This is a genomic window from Maridesulfovibrio zosterae DSM 11974 (assembly GCF_000425265.1).
GTDB lineage: Bacteria > Desulfobacterota > Desulfovibrionia > Desulfovibrionales > Desulfovibrionaceae > Maridesulfovibrio > Maridesulfovibrio zosterae.
Map to the genome: position 1 here is coordinate 299,577 of NZ_AUDC01000012.1, position 18,693 is coordinate 318,269.

An 18,693-nucleotide genomic window follows, 5' to 3' on the forward strand; every position below is an offset into this window, starting at 1 on the left:
AATAAAAACCTTGTGAGGAAAGGCACAACCTATCGTTATCGCCGTCTGTAGGCGTTATAACGTCTCCTCAGAAAATTTCTTGCACCATCTAAATCTGAGCAAATTTTATATTACACCGCGCTGTCGTTGCATAATGAAACACTTGTGAAAAGCCTTATTTAACGGTCTTTAAGAACAAAACTTTTAATTTCAATATTTTTTAGTTGCATAATGCAACATCATATTTTTATTCCAATCTTAATATTTTAATTAAAGCTTAACATTACAAGCAGTTAACGAGACATTTACACTTGGCATGTTTATTGATCTTAGAGGGGCATGAAGGGAAACAATAACGAGGAGGCACCATGGCTACCGTACAGAGTATCATCCGTTTCTTAGACCGTCAGTATGCAACTAAGGCTGAAAACCAATGCAATACCTGTAACGTTGGCAAATGGGCCATTAATCGGGATCAGTTATTAACTGACCAAAAAGAAAGGGGGCTTTTCTTGAAATCATTGTTAAACCGTTTTCGGCTCAGCAGCCAGAAAGCACCGACTTCACAAAAGGAAAATGATAAACTGGTTAAGAATCTTTCAAAGACCACAAGAGTTGGTGGAAAAATTCTTGTGGTCAGCAAGGGAGCAGCTTTCTCCGGAAACGTAGTCAGCTACGCAGTAGAAATGGCCGCAAAGACACATAGCAGTCTGGTGGCATTGAACCTTGATGAACAGGGATCAGATTTCAACAATTTTCGTTCCAAATCAGAAGAAAACATTTCCAGTTTCTCTGCTAAGGCAGAAGAAGCAGGTCTCTTATTTGCCCACGTTGTTAAGAGCGGCTCAGAAGATGCAGTTGTAGCACAGCTTCATTGCGATGACTGTGCATACCGCTACGTTATGGAAGATGTCCCCACTCAGAAATCATCAAACAAAGCTATACCGGTATACACTCGAGCGATGCTGCGGGTTAAATAGACCTGCAGACCGGCATTGCGCTTTAGATTAAAAAGGTACACTTATGACTCCAGAAATTCTTCTAGTAATGGCAGTACTGGCTTTTGCGGTACTGCTCTTCATATTCGAATGGGTGCGGGTAGACGTTGTCGGTATCATTATGATGGTACTTCTACCACTACTAGGACTGGTTACACCTAAACAGGCAATCAGTGGATTAAGCAGTAATGCTGTCGTGTCTATCATCGCTGTTATCATCATTGGAGCCGGACTTGATAAGACCGGTGTCATGAATACTTTAGCCAGAGTGATACTCAGGTTTGCCGGAAAAAGTGAAACCAGGATTATGACACTGATCGCCGGAACAGTGGCTATCATATCGGGATTCATGCAGAATATCGGAGCCGCAGCTCTGTTCCTGCCTGCAGCTAAACGCATCGGTAACCAGACAGGAGTACCTGTTGGAAGGCTGCTCATGCCTATGGGGTTCTGTGCTATTATCGGGGGCTGCCTGACTCTGGTCGGCTCCAGCCCTTTGATTCTTCTCAACGACTTGATGATTGTCGGGGGTAAGCACTATGAACCTTTCGGGATGTTCGGCGTAACTCCTATAGGGATTCTACTTCTAATAGCAGCTCTCGTTTATTTTATGATTTTTGGCAGATTTATCCTTCCAAGTAAAAATGTCAGCGAAAATTCAGGCCCGATGTCTGATCTTTTGAATGGCACTTACGGTGGCATCGGTTCTCTGTTTGAACTGCATATCCCTGAAACATGGAAGTGTGATAAAAACCTACAGGCCTTAGAACTTCGCCCAATCTACTTTTCAACAGTAGTTGCGATTGCCCGTGACAATGGAAAAGCTCACAAAATAGCCCCTGACGCTCATGAAATCATCAGACCAGGTGATCATCTGGCAGTTGTCGGACACCATGAATTCGTTCAGCATATGGCTGAAGATTTCGGATGGGAACTTCAGGAGGAGCTAAGCTCTTTTGCAGAAGAACTTTCACCGAACAATGCAGGAATCATGGAAGGACTTATCACTCCACGTTCTGAACTTGTCGGCCAGACTCTTATGGAACTAAGAATACGTGACCGTTTTCAGGTTTCTCCACTTGCAATTTTCCGCGGTGAAAAACTGTTTATCAGCGGATTAAGTGAGATGAAACTTGAATCAGGGGATGCGATACTGCTCCATGGCCGCTGGGAAATGTTCCACTTACTCAAGGATAGACCTGACTTTGTTTTCACGGAAGAAGTCAAAGGTGAAATCCTCCGCACAGAGAAAGCTAAATTTGCTTTAATGTGGCTTGCTATCTCTCTGACCATGATTTTAGGATTTCATATCCAGCTTTCAATTGCACTGCTCACAGGAGCACTGGGTATGATACTGACCAAGGTCCTCAGCATTGATGAAGCATACCAGTCCGTGGACTGGATGACTGTGTTCCTCCTGGGAGGACTCATCCCTCTGGGAATGGCATTTGAAAATACAGGCGCTGCAAAATTCATCGCTGACACGATCATGGCCGCTCTTGGACATCCATCGGCACTTATACTGCTTACAGTCATCGGTGCCCTGACATCCTTCTTTACATTAGTAGCCTCCAATGTTGGCGCAACAGTTCTGCTGGTTCCACTATCTATGAACATGGCCCTGAATGCAGGCGTAGACCCTCGCATCGCGGCACTGACAGTAGCGGTGGCAGCCTCCAACACGTTTGTATTGCCGACTCATCAGGTTAATGCCCTCATCATGAGACCAGGTGGGTACAAAACCATAGATTATGTCAGAGCAGGATTTGGTATGACCATCCTGTACATGGCAGTCATGATATTCGCATTAATATCTCTTTACTAAGCTGTTTTTAAAAAGCCGGAGAACATTTCTCCGGCTTTTCATCTTTTCTGATTCAATACAATACAAGACAAGCCTGATAACAGGCATCATCTACAATTTTCAGCTATCAAAATCATAAGGAGAAACTGATGCAGCAATCTTTTCTGCAATCACTTGGGAGCAACTTTCTTGGCAGTGCGCCGAAATGGTATAAAGCGGTTATTATCGCTTTTTTAATCCTAAATCCCTGTTTAATGTTCACCGTCGGTCCCATTGTAGCTGGCTGGGCATTAATTGCTGAATTTATTTTTACTCTGGCTATGGCTTTAAAATGTTACCCTCTTCCAGCTGGAGGTTTACTCGCATTTGAAGCTGTTATTATGGGGTTGACCTCACCAGAAACAATCTATCATGAAGCCCTCAACAACTTTGAGGTTATATTACTGCTGATCTTTATGGTCGCAGGTATCTATTTCATGAAAGATTTTCTACAATTCACCTTCACGCGTATTCTCGTTAGAGTTCAGTCTAAGACTTTAATTTCACTTCTTTTTTGCATAGCTGGTGCATTTTTATCAGCATTTTTGGATGCACTGACAGTAACAGCTGTCATAATTGCTGTTGCCTACAGCTTTTACAATATCTACCACAGATTCGCATCTGGAAAGACACTGCAATGTGCTCATGACCTGTGCAGCGATCAGACTGTAGTAGAAAAAAATCGTCAGGATCTTAAAGAATTCAGAGCCTTCCTGCGTAATTTGATGATGCACGGAGCAGTTGGAACCGCACTTGGCGGAGTGTGTACTCTGGTCGGAGAACCTCAGAATCTACTTATCGGCGGAGAAATGGGCTGGCATTTTGTTGAATTTTTCCTTGAAGTAATGCCAGTATCAATGCCCGTCTTTGCAGTTGGTCTATTGACCTGCATTACTGTCGAGCAGTTTCACCTTTTCGGATACGGAGCAAAACTTCCCGGCAACATTCGCTCACACCTGCTTGAAACAGCTATAGAACTTGAAGAAAAACAGGGACAGAAAGGAAAAACAAAACTGATTGTCCAGACTCTGACTGGTCTGTGGCTTATTGCTGCGCTGGCATTCCATCTGGCTGCTGTCGGAATTGTCGGCCTGTCTGTGATTATTCTTCTTACCGCCATGAACGGAGTTGTTGAAGAGCATCAGTTGGGAAAAGCATTTGAAGAAGCACTCCCCTTCACCGCACTTCTGGTTGTATTCTTCTCTGTTGTCGCTGTTATTCATGATCAGGGCATATTCCATCCCATTATTGAATATGTTCTCAGCTTGAAGGGACAGACCCAGCTTGTGGCATACTACATTGCCAACGGTATACTATCCGCAATATCCGATAACGTTTTTGTGGCCACAGTTTATATTTCAGAAACAAAACTCCATTTCATTAACCTGCTTGGAAATATCCCTGACGTAGGAACAACCGGAGCGGCTCTGATGGATAAACTTACTGATCCGCATCTAGCACGTCTTGATGTCGTTGCCGGGATGCCTCAGGCAACAGCTGCCAAAGTTCTTGATGTAATGCGTAACTTTGACAAACTGGCAGTTGCAATCAATACAGGAACAAACATTCCAAGTGTTGCGACCCCTAATGGTCAGGCAGCATTCCTTTTCCTACTGACATCGGCCCTTGCTCCGGTCATAAGGCTTTCTTACGGCCGGATGGTAGTGCTTGCATTACCGTACACCATTACCATGTCTATTACGGGCCTTTTAGCTGTTAACTACTTTTTGTAATTAACAGCGCCGCTTTTTAAGCGGCATCCCCGATCTTCCGGCTGGGTTGCCACTCCCGGAAGATCGGGGACAGCTTTTTCCCGCTTTTACAAAACTAAATTCCCCAAATTTCACTTTATCAAATCCACACCGCAAGGCCCCAATTACTTTAATTCAAAGTCATGTATTCCTGGTCCAAAATCAGCCTTCATAGCCTTAACGAATACATCGTTTTCTACCCTTTCTTTAAAAAATTGAAATGTACCTTTAAGACCAGCATAAAAATTTTGTTAATAGATTTTAGCCATCAAACAAGAAACCACTCTTTTTTAATTGCCATGGTTAACTTCAACAATATAGATTAGTGTGAGTTTAATAATTACAAATAGAAATTTGTTTTAAAAAGAGAAAACATGAAAAATAAATGTAAAACGAATTTATATCCATTTAGAACACTGCTGCTAATAATTTTATTTTTTTCTTGAGCGGTAATTCCTTAGCTAATGCAAATCAAGACTATGAATTTCTGAAAAATCGAATCCAAAATTATCAAGCTTTCGAAGCAGAAGAACTTGCGACATATTCAATAATTGAATCTTTCATTGTTCAAACACAAAAAAAATATTCTGATCTGTTGCACCAATTTCAATATATTCTTTTTTCAGAACGATCATCTATCAGTTCGCCAATTGATAGAAAGCAAGCCAAAATCAACCTTAATGACTTCAGAGAAGATGTTCTTGATATTTCTGATAAACTTCATACAGCAAGAGAAGAATGTGTTTCAAGAATTGAAGTTTTAAAATCATTTAAACAGCTCTCAACAACAATACCAAAAGAAACACCTGCCGATCTTACAAAATTATATATGGAAAGCATGCGATCTGTTTCTTCATTGTTGGTAAAATCGACTAAACAGCTGGATAGAATGAATATTCTGGAGACCGAAGGTAGAAGGATTCTGAATCGCTTAGATAAACTTGAGCTTGGAGAAAAGCATAACCTTCTACAGCTATGGAAAAATTATCTTCTGATAGGAAAGGACCCGGTATTCAGCACTGAATTCTGGAACAAACCTTTTGTTACGAAAAACTGGCTGAAACTTAGAAAATCTGAATTTAACACTGCACTGACTACATATAAGCATGATGCATTAAAGCATTTAACGATTTTTGCTATTGTGCTTTTTTTAGGAATGACACTAAAGAGTATTTTAAAAAGAAAAATAATCTGGAGATACTCCATCGTCAGCAATAAATTCAAAATAAAGGTGTTATCTACAGCTTCACTTTTTAGCTTCTCATTTTATCTAGCAACAATACTTGTTTTCCCTGCTACGCTTGAATCACTAGCATATTTATCATTTTGCATTTTCTTTTTCTGCATTCTCAAACTTTCAAAACTCATCAGTCGTGACAGATTTTTCATCACCAGCGGAATATTAAGAACAACAACAATTTATACTGTCAGTGTTCTATTGATAATACTGCATGTTCCAAGCAAATGGGTTACTGTAATATTTATCGGTTTCCTATTTTTTTCATGGCTCATCAGCTCATTGAGTGCATGGCGTAAGAACAGATTTAAAGGCCTTATTGACTCAACCAAAAGAAGCAGTTTCTTAAGCCCGCTACTGGCTGTTGCATTTCTTGGATTTGGCAGACTGGCATGCCTGCTGGCAATCCTTTGGAGTCTAGGCATTTTTATACGCTCTTTTGGACGGCTCTGGGGCCAAATCCTTTTCGTAAGTGCAGAAAAAGGAGAAAAGCTTTTAAAAGGTTTAATAAGAAGTTTAGCTGTTCCTCTCGGGTGGGGTATTGCTTTTAGTATTGTATATTATTGGTTGAGCAGCTTTTTGGGTGAAAGCACAATTACGGATACACTTACAAAACAAATTACCATACAGTCTTATTCCATATCAATCGGCAGCATTGTCTCATTAGCGATACTTTTCTTTATAACTAAAAGTTGTGTTGCAGCCTTCAATGTATCAATTGAGCATGTCGGCAGCAGATGGCCGAGGGGCAAACGCGGCGCTGTCCCGTCAATGCAGACTTTATTTACATATGGAGTCTGGTCGCTGTTTGTATTGGCTGCAATGCGTATGATGGAATTTAATCTGACAAGCATCGCTGTCATTGCCGGTGGTTTGAGTGTTGGAATCGGGTTTGGACTGCAAAATATTGTAAACAACTTTATCAGCGGCCTGATTCTCCTGTTTGGCAGGTCTATTCAACAGGGTGATGTGGTTGAACTTGCAGCTCTGTGGTGCACAGTACAAAAAATAATATCCGAACAACCCTTGTCGAAACATTTGAAGGCGCTGTAATTATGATTCCTAACTCGGATCTTGTAACCACCCAGGTAACAAACTGGACAAAAAACAACTCTTCCCTGCGTCGGGATATAATCGTTGGAGTTGCTTATGGGTCTGACACGGAAAAAGTAAAACAAACCCTTCTAGATATAGCGTTTAACAGCTCACACATACTTGATACCCCTGAACCGTATGTACACTTCAATAACTTTGGTTCAAGCAGTCTGGACTTTATTTTGCGTGTCTGGATAGACGATATTGACTATGCCCTTAAGACAATGTCGGAATTACGTTTTGAAATTGATAACCGCTTTAGAAAGGAAAAGATTGAAATTGCCTTTCCACAAATGGATATTCACATCAAAAAAAATACAGGCAGCAAGAAATAGCTTGGTTGATAACGTATATTATAAAAGTGAGAATATATGCCATTACGGGTAATTGAGATAATCACTCCACGCGAAGACAAGGAAGAAGTCATAGCAACGCTTGAAGAACATCGCCCGAATGAAGGTTATGTTTTCTGGGCTTCTCCTTTGGAAGCCGACACTTCACTTGTTTTCAGAGTTATTCTGGACGTACAGGATTCCGAAAATGTACTTGATAAGCTTGAAAATCTTTTTTCATGGAAAGAAAAGTACCGTATAATAGTATTTCCAGCTGAGGCCACTATTCCTCGTCTGGAAAATCTTGATGAAGTTCCTACGACTGAAACAGAGCCTGCTCCTGAAACTGAAAAAAGAAAAAACAGGCTAAGCAGAGAAGAACTTTATGCCGATGTCCTTGACACTTGTGTACTCTCAAAAAGCTACGTAATGCTTGTGATACTTTCCTCTATAGTCGCTGTTATAGGTCTGATGAGAGGCAATGTTGCCGTTCTTATCGGGGCCATGGTCCTGGCTCCATTATTAGGCCCGAATGTTGGCCTTTCACTGGCGACAACCCTTGGCGATGAAAAACTTGCCGCAGCATCTTCTAAAACACTTATTACAGGAGTTTTGCTGGCGATACTGATCTCTATCGGAGCTGGATTTTTCTTAAATATTAACGAGTTCTCGCCAGAACTGCTGGCCCGGACAACTACAGATTTTTCTGATATTATTTTAGCGATTGTCTCCGGTACAGCCGGAATTATTTCTTTTACACTTGGAGTCCCTACCTCGCTGGTAGGAGTCATGGTTGCCCTGTCCCTGCTCCCGCCGCTCAGTGCGTGCGGTATTTTTTTAGGCACAGGACATATCGAGTATTCTTTAGGAGCTGGAGTTCTCTTTTTAGCCAACGTTATCTGCCTTAATCTGGCAGGTGTTGTCACCTTCCTGCTCCAGGGAGTACTGCCTCTGGCGTGGTGGAAAAGAGATAAAGTAAAAATTACGGCTCTCAGAATTATAGCTGTATGGTCATTTCTGCTGATAATGCTCATAGCTCTTCTTTATTTTAAATTCGTAAACTGACAATTTATAAGGTGTAATTATGGCAAGATTCTTAAGAAAAAATGACCGTAAAGCAGGGATGCCCCCGGGATCACTTATTTTCACCGGTCAGCAAAAAATTTCCAAGCCACAGATTCGAGTTACAACTTATAATGATTCTTCATTAACTGACATTGATATGGATGAATATAAATCCATTACTAATGATACAGATTCAATCTGTTGGATAAATATCGACGGTGTTCATGATTCTGACCTAATCAAAAATATCGGGGATAATTTTAACATATCCATTATGAATCTTGAAGACATCCAAGATACAGGACAGCGTCCCTGCATTGATGAGTATCAGGACTACCTCTTCGCTACCATGAAATTTTTAAACACGGATAATGATGAAGATAGAATTAAAGCAGATCAAATAAGTTTCGTTTTAGGTAATAATTATCTTATTACATTTCAGGAACAGCCAAGTATGATTTTTGATCCGGTACGCAAGCGTCTTTCCAAGCCAAAAAATAAATTCAGGCAAAATGGACCAGACTACCTTTTTTATACACTTATTGACTGTCTGTTGGAAAACTATTTGAAAGTAATCGAAGGAATAGGCGAACGGATAGAAGAAATAGAAGAAGAAGTTTTGGAAAATCCAATACCGGAACAGTTGGAAGAAATTAATTTTTACCGCCGTGAAATAGCGTATATACGAAAATCAATCAGACCGGCCCGTGAAATAATATCCAAAACAAACAAGATGGACTCGGAATTTATATCTGACAACACTGCTCCATACTTAAAAGATTTAGTAAGTATGCTTGAACAGGCATTAGATTCTTTAGAAATCTATAAGGAAATTCTCAGTGATTTGTTTAGTACATACAATATGTCTATCAACAGCCGTTTGAACGAAACAATGAAATTTTTAACTGTCTTTGCAACAATTTTTATTCCGCTAACCTTTCTTGCCGGAATATACGGCATGAATTTCGATGTCATACCAGAGCTGCACTATAAATACAGCTACTACATCCTTCTCGGATTAATGCTGCTGATTGCATTTGCTATGCTGGCATATTTTAAAAGAAAGAAATGGATTTAAAAGGGATAAAATGTTTTTGGATATACCTGCCCACAGAACCATATTTCTAAGCTAAAGTATTTCCTTAAGCTATCTCCAATTTTTAATAAACGCCTGTAAAAGATCTTTTTAGGCAAAATTACTGACATTGGAATTAACAACTCCATGACAATACTCCCTACCCTATTTACATTTTAGAAAAGAATACTATACTCTTCCTATTGTCGCTTATCCCGTTTTCCAAGCGACGCATTGAGGAGGATACATGAAATTAAAACGTTATTTAGGATTACTGACACTTGTTACCTTACTAGTATTGCCCGCGTATGCGAATGCAAATGGACTTCCATCCTTTGTTGAACTGGCGAAAAAATGCGGTCCTGCGGTTGTTAACATTAATACTGTGAAAATGGTCGAAGTGGGAAACCCCATGGAAGACTTTTTCAAGTTTCATGGAAACGGTCGGGGGGGCGTAAATCCCTTTGAAGAATTTTTCAAACAGTTTAACGGGAATGGCCGTGGTAACAATAATCATCCTAAACAGAAACGAAAAACAGGATCTCTGGGCTCAGGTTTCATAATTTCTGAAGACGGTTATGTTGTAACCAATAACCATGTTGTTGCTTCTGCAGATGAAATCACAGTCAAACTGCAAAATGATGGCAAAGACTACCCTGCAAAGATAATCGGCCGTGACAAAGAAACTGATCTGGCTCTCTTAAAAATTGATACAGGAAAGAAACTGCCCTACCTAGAATTCGCAAACTCTGCGAAAGCCGAAGTAGGTGCTTGGGTTCTTGCAATCGGCAATCCCTTTGGTCTGGGACATACTGTTACCAAAGGCATTATCAGTGCAAAAGGCCGTATCATCGGTGCCGGACCTTTTGACAACTTTATCCAGACTGATGCCAGTATCAATCCCGGCAACAGCGGCGGCCCGCTCATAGACCTTGATGGCCGAGTAATAGGTATTAACACAGCTATTATTGCAAGCGGTCAGGGAATAGGCTTTGCCATTCCCAGCAACATGGCCAAAAGCGTCATTGACCAGCTAAAAACTGATCACAAAGTTAGTCGCGGCTGGCTCGGCGTAACCATTCAGGATGCTGATGCCAAAACAGCCAAGGCTCTGGGCCTCAAAGAAAAGACAGGTGCTCTGGTCAATTCAGTGAATCCCAAGGACCCTGCTGCTAAAGGCGGTATGAAAGTTGGCGATGTTATCCTTAAAGTCAACGGTGAAAAAATTGACGATACCAATGATCTGTTGCGAACCATCGCAGCTTTGCCTCCAGGCAAAAGAATAAGCGTTAATGTATGGCGTCAGGGAAAAAGTAAACAACTCTATATCATCCTCGGCGACCGCAACGGCAAAACTGTTGTAGCTCAGGCTGAAGAGGCATCGCCCAAAGCCGCAAACGAAAACCTCGATGATCTAGGACTTGTTGTCCGCAAGGTTAACCGTGAAGCTGAAGCGAACTCTCTGGGACTTGATAAACCAGAAGGACTCATGGTCATAGAAGTTACGCCAGATTCTCCTGCTGAAGACGCTGCTATCGCAGTCGGTGATGTTATTCTTGAAGCCAACCAGCATAAAGTTGACTCAAGTAAATCACTTAAAAACATCATCAACTCTGAAGGAAAAAAACGCGGCCTGATAATGCTTCTTTTAAAACGTCAGGGAAAAAATATATTCCGGACAATCGAACTGAAAAATAAATAATCTACATCAGAATGATCACTATCTGATAAGTTAAGCCTGTTCTGACCATGGTCAGAACAGGCTTTTTTAATCTTTTGGAGTAAGTTTAAAATTAATTCTAATCACCTATTCACTTTATTTTAATAAAAAATCATAAATTAACCTCTTCCTTACTGCTTACCTTTAGGTTAATAAGCTCGTCATGAACAACAGTACGACTATCCTTACTGCTCCGGCAAAAGTTAATCTCTACCTTAAAATTGTGAGGAAAAGAGAAGACGGCTATCATGAACTGGATACTCTCTTTCATCCCTTCCCGGCTTTAGCTGATACTCTTGAAGTTTCAGAAAAGACTGAGGGATGCACTATCCATTGTGAAGATTTTGACTTGCCGGCCGAAGATAATCTGATTTACAAAGCATGGGATAAATATGCTGCCGCTACAGGCTTTAGACCCGGGTTACATATAAAACTCATAAAACGCACTCCTACAGGTGCAGGTCTCGGTGGAGGTAGTTCAGATGCTGCGGCAATGCTGCGTTATCTTGACACTCATCCTGACAGCCCCGGTATGGAACACGATAAGCTTACCGCTCTCGCAGCAGGGCTTGGGGCCGACGTTCCTTTCTTTCTTCTTGACGGTCCGGCATGGGCTAAAGGGATTGGTGAAATTTTATCGCCTTGTGAGGTTGACCTTTTGGGCCTAACAGCCTTATTAGCGTGCCCGGACGTGCATGTTAATACTGCATGGGCATATAAAGAGTGGAGCAACCGGGACAATTCCCAAAATTTTGAAAAAAAAGACTCCTTTCACTTGACAACTTATGCCAGTGGTAATAACAAGACGGCCTCCCAAACGAGGGTTACTTTATTCAATGACTTTGAAAAAGTTGTCCTGCCTGAGTTTTCTAAAATTAGGGAAACGAAGGAATATCTGCTGAAAAACGGAGCCTGCGGAGCTGTCATGAGCGGAAGCGGCGCGAGTGTAATATCTTTTTTCAGAGACAGAAATGAAGCTGAAAAAGTTGCAACCGACTTGAAATCAACTAAAGTCGACTCTGTTATTCACACTTTTTAATATTATTGCATTTTTTCTACATAATCAGTGCAGGGATGTCGCCAAGCGGCAAGGCACGTGGTTTTGGTCCACGCATTCGCAGGTTCGAATCCTGCCATCCCTGCCAAATTCATTTCTCGTACCGAGAGGTCAAGTTGGAGACCGACATGAACGGTGAACTCAAGATTATCAGCGGCTCGTCAAATCTGGCGCTTTCAGAAGCAATCTGTGACCATCTCGGCAGCAAGCTTACTCCATGTCTGCGCGAAAAATTCAGTGATGGCGAAATCCGCATTGAGATTCAGGACAATGTCCGCGGCTGTGACGTATTTATAGTCCAGTCAACCTGCGATCCCGTAAATTTTCATTTTATGGAGCTGTGTCTCATGCTGGACGCCCTCAAAAGAGCAAGCGCCCGTCGTGTAACAGCTGTTGTTCCTTATTATGGCTATGCCCGTCAGGACCGTAAAGTATCCCCCCGTGCTCCTATCAGTGCAAAGCTTTGCGCCGACTGTCTTACTGTAGCAGGTATGCAGCGTCTGGTAACTATTGACCTTCACGCTGGCCAGATTCAGGGATTTTTTAATCTTCCCGTAGATAATATTTATGCTGCACCGGTTTTATTAGATGAACTGCGCACCCGTTACGAAGACATGGTCATGGTTTCTCCTGACGCAGGTGGAACTGAACGTGCCAGAGCTTACGCGAAACGCCTTCATGCAGGATTGGCCATTGTGGATAAACGCCGTGATGCCCCAAACCAGGCCAGAGCCATGCATGTTATCGGTGAAGTTAAAGATAAAACCTGTATCGTTATGGATGACATGATTGATACAGCCGGAACAATGTGTCAGGCAGCTAGAGTTCTCATGGAACATGGTGCTAAGAATGTTATTGCCTGCGCTACACACCCTGTTCTTTCCGGACCAGCTCTCGACAGGCTGCAAGCAGCACCTTTTTCCGAGGTGATTGTTACTAATACTCTGCCTGTCTCTGAAGAGAAACTTGCAAAATGCAGCAAGATTAAAGTTAAATCTGTGGCAGGCATACTTGCCAAGTGCATACACAATGTACACACAGAATCATCTGTAAGCGTTCTCTTCGTATAAAATACGCCTATTCCCACCCTCTGCCGGTCTTAAGTGAGCGGTAGCAGGTTAACCATAAGGAGATTAAAATGTCTGAAAAAGTAACTTTTAAAGCTGAACTGCGTACCAAAACTGGTAAGTCTGCTAACCGTCAGCTTCGTAACGAAGGAAAGGTTCCCGCTGTTTTCTATTCACAGACCGGCGAAAACCTGATTCTTGCTGTAAACGAAATTGAATTTGTTAAGATGTACCGTTCTGTTGGAACTACACGCCTTTTCAGTCTCGAAGTAGATGGTAAAACCTATGACTCCCTGATCTGGAAAGTACAGATGGACCCTGTTCGTCCTCGTCCTAACCACATCGATTTTCTTGGTGTTGTAGCAGGTAAGCCTCTCAAAATTGATGTACCCGTTACCACTGCAGGAACTGCTCCAGGTGTTAAACTCGGTGGACGTATGGCGATTTATCGCAATGTTCTCACCGTCGCATGTACAGCAGAAACCATCCCGGCTGCAATCGTAGTTGACATTGCTGAAATGAATGTTGGCGACACTGTATTCGTAAACGAAATTGACCTCGGTGAAGGTGCATCTGTTATGGCAGACAGCAACTTTGCACTCGTTCGTTGTGCAGCAGGTCGCGGCAGCTCAACAGAAGAAGAGGAAGCAGAAGGCGAAAATTAGCCTACTGATTCATAATATTTGTAAGGCCCCGGAAATTCCGGGGCTTTTCTTGTTTTTTAAACAGGTTAACAATTTTCTATACGCTTTTGGGGCAGGGCTCATCTATGGAATACAAAGCACTTATTACAGGACTGGGCAACCCAGGCCCCGAGTACGTCAAGACCAGGCATAATATAGGGTTCATGACGGTTGATGCTTTGGCAGAAATGGCTATTTCCCGTAAAAGCATGCGTTTTAAAAAAATAGAAATATCCGGTGACTATGAGCTTTTCAGCATTTGTATATCCGGAATCAATGTACTCGTAACCAAGCCTCTTACCTATATGAATCTGAGCGGCAAAGCCGTTTCAAGTATATGTGGTAGATATTCAATTCCAATTCAGAATGTAGTTGTTATCCATGATGAACTGGATTTGCCTACTGGAAGAATGAAATTTAAGAAAGGCGGCGGTAACAACGGTCATAGAGGACTTGAATCTATTCAGGATAAAATGAATTCAGCTGATTTTTACAGAATCAGAATTGGTATAGGTAGACCCGAATTTTCATCACAGGTGAAAGACTACGTACTCGAAGAGTTCGATTCCACTGATTTAAATATTGCAGCAGAAATGTCTATTGCGGCAATTAAAGGGCTGAACCTATATTTCAGAAGAGGTCAAGGACCAGCTACTCAATTCATGAACAGCTTTATACCTGACGCAGTTAAAAGCGAGCCATAGACTATTTTTTACAATTGAGTTACAGTATCTTTTCGCAACAACTCCCCTATAATAAATTTTACAAAAAGCGGGAGTTCAAGAGAAATGAAAAGGAATCTACTGCCTAGATCAAATTAATCCCGATGTCCACAATAGCGCCACATTGTAAAGGAATAATTTAACCGGGATGCTGAAAAGCCTTTTCCTGAACCATTTCTTTTTTAAATCCAAGGAGCCACGAGTGTTTGAGTTAGAACAGCTTGTTGTATACCCTTCTCAGGGTGTAGGCAAAGTAGAACGTATTGAAAGTCAAGAAATCGGCGGATCTGTTGCTGAATTCTATATAGTCCGTATTTTAAGTAACAATGTTACACTCATGGTCCCAGTCATGAATGCGCATAACGTTGGACTTCGGGCTGTTTGTGACAAAGAAGCAGGGCTCACAATTTTTGAATGCCTCAAAGATAGATCAGACTTCACAGGCTATACTGGTCAGAACTGGAATAGACGTTACCGCGAGTATTCAGAAAAGCTTAAAAGTGGAGATCTTCAGGACGTAGCGTATGTCTTAAAAGAGCTGTTTCTGATTGGTAAAGATAAAGAGCTGTCTTTTGGAGAACGTAGGCTTCTTGAACAAGCTATGGGACTGGTATCAATGGAACTTTCATTTGCACTGGACCTTGATCAAGAAGAAATTAAAGAAATGATCAATGAACTGTTCAGTGATGTTCTTGAAAAACCTGAAGAAGAATCATAAAAAACTGACTCAAACGTCTTGTCATAAATGATTCTTTCAGTTAATGCCCTATAAGTTGCAGTCGCACTAGCTCTCTTTACTCAACACCTAAAGTTGAAATAAAGCAAAGCACATAAAAATGACTGCAAACGGGCAGGGTGAGAACAAATTTTAATTTGTAGCATCAGCACCAAAGGTGCAGCCCCACTCCTGATAAAGGGTAAATCCAATACAATTTTATTCATCTAATCTACGCTAAAGCAAACTGTTATGTGCAGTCTTTATTATGACCAGCATGACTACTGTTTTATATTAGCGATATTATACTTTTTTAAACTTTTAACTCTGGTTATATAAGTATGGGCCAAGATAAAAAGACAAACAACCTGAATCTGACAGAACTTAAACTGAAAAACATGTCAGATCTCATGGAACTGGCAGCTAAGTTCAAAGTTGAAAACCCAAGTGGAATGCGGAAGCAGGAACTTATTTTCGCACTGCTTCAAGGTTGCGCGTTGCAGAACGGGCAAATTTATGGAGAAGGCGTTCTTGAAGTTCTTCCTGACGGATTCGGTTTTCTCCGCTCTCCTACGTACAGTTATATGCCCGGCCCTGACGATATATATGTTTCTCCTTCGCAGATCAGAAGATTCGGTCTGAGAAAAGGTGACATTATTTCTGGTCAGATTCGCCCACCTAAAGAGGGCGAAAGATATTTCGCACTTCTGCGTGTTAACGAAATAGGCATGGAGCCACCGGAGCATTCCCGCAACTTAGTTCTTTTCGACAACCTGACTCCTATCTATCCTGACAGTCGTTTCAAAATGGAAAACGGCCCTAAGAATTTCAGCTCCAGAGTAATAGATATTCTTTCCCCAATCGGGCGCGGACAGCGTGCTTTGCTTGTTGCCCCACCCCGCACAGGGAAGACTATGATGCTCCAAAATATTGCCAATTCCATCAATGCCAATCACCCTGACGTAGATCTCATAGTTCTGCTCATCGATGAACGGCCGGAAGAAGTAACTGACATGGCCCGAACTGTAAAAGCAGAGGTTGTCAGCTCCACTTTTGATGAACCACCACAGCGTCATGTTCAGGTAACTGAAATGGTTCTTGAAAAGGCAAAACGTCTGGTTGAGCGTAAACGTGATGTTGTTATTCTGCTGGACTCTATCACCCGCCTAGGCCGTGCATATAATGCGGTGACCCCATCTTCAGGACGAGTACTGTCCGGTGGTCTGGATGCTAATGCAATGCAGCGTCCAAAACGTTTCTTCGGTGCTGCGCGTAATATTGAAGAAGGCGGCAGTCTGACAATAATTGCTACTGCTCTTATTGATACTGGCTCACGCATGGATGAGGTTATTTTTGAAGAATTCAAAGGTACTGGTAATATGGACCTCTACCTTGATCGCAAACTTTCTGAAAAACGCGTATTCCCTGCCATCGATATTAACCGCTCCGGTACCCGTAAAGAAGAACTCCTACTTGATTCTGATGTCTTGAATAAAGTCTGGATTCTCAGAAAACTTCTTGCCCCAATGAACTCTATTGATTCAATGGAATTCCTACTCGATAAGATGAAAGGGACAAAAAACAACGACTTATTCTTTGAAATGATGGGCAAATAGTCCACCCTACAAAGTCATTTTGATATTAAGGCCTCATGAATAATCATGGGGCCTTTTCTTATGGTATGTCCCGTCCTGAAATAGTAGGCTTTACAACTCGCCTTCTAAAACTTAGTATTTTTACTAACAGATAATAGTTTTTAAATTCTTGCTTTATATTTTTTTAGAAGCATCGCTGCCAAGTTAGGCAATAAGCATCTTCTTAAACGGGATAAAAAATGCATCTCACACACAAAACTTATACGCATCTGACAGCAATTATTATGCTGTTTTTTTTATTTTTTTCGATTACCCCGCAAGCAACAGCTTCATCAATTTTCGGGGAATTTACGGTGCGCGACGAGATCAAACTAGGTAAAGAATTTGATAAAATGGTTCACAGCAAACTACCTATTGTTCTTGATCCGCAGGTTACTGACTATATCAAACATCTTGTCGCACGTATTGCCAGCCAGATGCCTCCTCAACCGTTTCCAATTACCGCTTCCGTTATACAAAATAATGCGATGAATGCGTTTGCAGTTCCTGGCGGATATATTTATATTTATACTGGCCTGATTCTAAATATGAAACATGAATCTGAGCTTGCCGCGGTTATCGGCCATGAACTTGCACACGTATCGTTACGACACGTTGCACGGCGAATGGAAAAAATGAAACTTGTAAATATGGCAAGCGTCCTTGGAACCTTAGCAGGTATGCTCATCGGAATGTCAGGTGGAAGCAATTCGGCAAATATAGGGCAGGCTCTTGCCGTCGGGTCCATGGCAGGCGGACAGAGCGCATATCTTTCATATACCCAGTCTAATGAGCGTGAGGCTGACCATCTGGGTATGAATTACATGATTTCTGCCGGATTTAATCCAGAAGGCATGGTCAACAGTTTTAAAACCATGAAGCAGCGTCAGTGGTATGTCAGCAACGTTAATATCCCTACCTATCTGTCCACTCACCCGGGGCTGGATACACGTATTGATTACCTTAAAGAACGCTTTCTCAGAATGCCGCCAGAATATTTCAAACGCCAAAATGATGATGCAGATTTTTTCAAAATTCAAACACTCATCAGGGCGCGAATGACTGACCCCAAAATTGCACTTGCACATTACAACAATATTCCTGTCGAAAAACGTACGTGCCTTGATCATCTTGGGCAGGGAATAATTCTTTCCAGAATGAAAAAATATCAGGAAGCAGAAGTTGCATTTACTAAAGCACATAACGAATGTCCCGGTGAGACTTTAATTCTGCGCGAAGAAGGACGCTTTTACTTTACTATAGGCAAAATGGATAAAGCCAGCCCATTACTACATGAAGCATACATCCGTGATTCAAAGGACGCTATGACTTTGTTTTTTATTGCCAGAGTTGAAGCAGCACGGAAGGACTATAAACAGGCCATTCTGACTATGCGTCGTGTAGCTGAAATGGTGCCTGAGGATCAGGAAATCCATTATCATCTTGGACGTATGCTTGGCGAATCCGGAAATTACTTTGAAGCACATGTTCAACTCGCATACGCAGCTCTTTACGGACATAATGGCAAACAAGCCAAGTTTCATCTCAAAAAAGCTGAAGGTTTAGCCAAAACAGCCACACAAAGAACTGAACTAAGTAAACTTCAAGAGACCATAACCCCCAAACCTCCTGAAGAGAAAAAACAAAAATAATGAAAAGTTGTTTATCGGCAATTAACCACATACACTAGACTGCTTTATAAATAACTGTTTTAATTATA

14 protein-coding genes, 1 tRNA gene and 1 pseudogene are annotated in these 18,693 nt (G+C 41.6%); all 16 read left to right on the forward strand.

The window, feature by feature from the left end; translation table 11 throughout:
* Window positions 1-347: 347 nt before the first annotated feature.
* The 16 genes and pseudogenes from H589_RS0108300 (at window position 348) to H589_RS0108375 (ending at window position 18,625) form a co-directional block, all read left to right on the forward strand.
* A complete protein-coding gene (locus H589_RS0108300; RefSeq protein ID WP_027721598.1) occupies window positions 348-959 on the forward strand; it encodes a hypothetical protein in 612 nt (203 codons plus the stop codon).
* A gap of 43 nt (window positions 960-1,002) precedes the next feature.
* The gene (locus H589_RS0108305) at window positions 1,003-2,802 is read left to right on the forward strand and encodes an SLC13 family permease (RefSeq protein WP_027721599.1); all 1,800 of its coding nucleotides are present in this window, start codon (window positions 1,003-1,005) and stop codon (window positions 2,800-2,802) included.
* 128 nt (window positions 2,803-2,930) lie between these two features.
* Window positions 2,931-4,553 carry a sodium/proton antiporter NhaB gene (nhaB, locus tag H589_RS0108310; RefSeq protein WP_027721600.1) on the forward strand — a complete coding sequence of 541 codons (1,623 nt, stop codon included), beginning with the start codon at window positions 2,931-2,933 and terminating at the stop codon, window positions 4,551-4,553.
* Window positions 4,554-6,579: 2,026 nt separating this feature from the next.
* Window positions 6,580-6,854 (forward strand): annotated as a pseudogene (locus H589_RS21240) (mechanosensitive ion channel domain-containing protein); the annotation flags it as partial.
* A gap of 9 nt (window positions 6,855-6,863) precedes the next feature.
* The gene (locus tag H589_RS21190; protein ID WP_051249675.1) at window positions 6,864-7,238 is read left to right on the forward strand and encodes a mechanosensitive ion channel domain-containing protein; all 375 of its coding nucleotides are present in this window, start codon (window positions 6,864-6,866) and stop codon (window positions 7,236-7,238) included.
* 36 nt (window positions 7,239-7,274) lie between these two features.
* On the forward strand, window positions 7,275-8,300 hold the full coding sequence (locus H589_RS0108320; RefSeq protein WP_027721601.1) for a TIGR00341 family protein: 1,026 nt from the start codon (window positions 7,275-7,277) through the stop codon (window positions 8,298-8,300).
* Between the two features lie 19 nt (window positions 8,301-8,319).
* Complete coding sequence (gene corA, locus H589_RS0108325; RefSeq protein WP_027721602.1) at window positions 8,320-9,378, forward strand: magnesium/cobalt transporter CorA; 1,059 nt, start codon at window positions 8,320-8,322, stop codon at window positions 9,376-9,378.
* A 244-nt stretch (window positions 9,379-9,622) separates the two neighbouring features.
* Entirely contained in the window at window positions 9,623-11,077 is a 1,455-nt protein-coding gene (locus H589_RS0108335; protein ID WP_027721603.1) for a Do family serine endopeptidase, read from the forward strand.
* Window positions 11,078-11,258: 181 nt separating this feature from the next.
* Window positions 11,259-12,134, forward strand: coding sequence for a 4-(cytidine 5'-diphospho)-2-C-methyl-D-erythritol kinase (ispE, locus tag H589_RS0108340; RefSeq protein WP_027721604.1), 876 nt, complete (start codon window positions 11,259-11,261; stop codon window positions 12,132-12,134).
* 31 nt (window positions 12,135-12,165) lie between these two features.
* Window positions 12,166-12,240, forward strand: a tRNA-Gln gene (locus H589_RS0108345).
* Between the two features lie 40 nt (window positions 12,241-12,280).
* Window positions 12,281-13,222 carry a ribose-phosphate diphosphokinase gene (locus H589_RS0108350; protein WP_027721605.1) on the forward strand — a complete coding sequence of 314 codons (942 nt, stop codon included), beginning with the start codon at window positions 12,281-12,283 and terminating at the stop codon, window positions 13,220-13,222.
* Window positions 13,223-13,290: 68 nt separating this feature from the next.
* Window positions 13,291-13,884 (forward strand): 50S ribosomal protein L25, encoded by a 594-nt coding sequence (locus H589_RS0108355; RefSeq protein WP_027721606.1) that lies wholly within the window; start codon window positions 13,291-13,293, stop codon window positions 13,882-13,884.
* A 104-nt stretch (window positions 13,885-13,988) separates the two neighbouring features.
* A complete protein-coding gene (gene pth, locus H589_RS0108360) occupies window positions 13,989-14,606 on the forward strand; it encodes an aminoacyl-tRNA hydrolase (RefSeq protein WP_027721607.1) in 618 nt (205 codons plus the stop codon).
* Between the two features lie 220 nt (window positions 14,607-14,826).
* The gene (locus H589_RS0108365; RefSeq protein ID WP_027721608.1) at window positions 14,827-15,342 is read left to right on the forward strand and encodes a CarD family transcriptional regulator; all 516 of its coding nucleotides are present in this window, start codon (window positions 14,827-14,829) and stop codon (window positions 15,340-15,342) included.
* Between the two features lie 338 nt (window positions 15,343-15,680).
* Window positions 15,681-16,955 carry a transcription termination factor Rho gene (rho, locus tag H589_RS0108370; RefSeq protein WP_027721609.1) on the forward strand — a complete coding sequence of 425 codons (1,275 nt, stop codon included), beginning with the start codon at window positions 15,681-15,683 and terminating at the stop codon, window positions 16,953-16,955.
* 218 nt (window positions 16,956-17,173) lie between these two features.
* A complete protein-coding gene (locus tag H589_RS0108375; RefSeq protein ID WP_027721610.1) occupies window positions 17,174-18,625 on the forward strand; it encodes a beta-barrel assembly-enhancing protease in 1,452 nt (483 codons plus the stop codon).
* The last annotated feature ends 68 nt before the right edge of the window (window positions 18,626-18,693 follow it).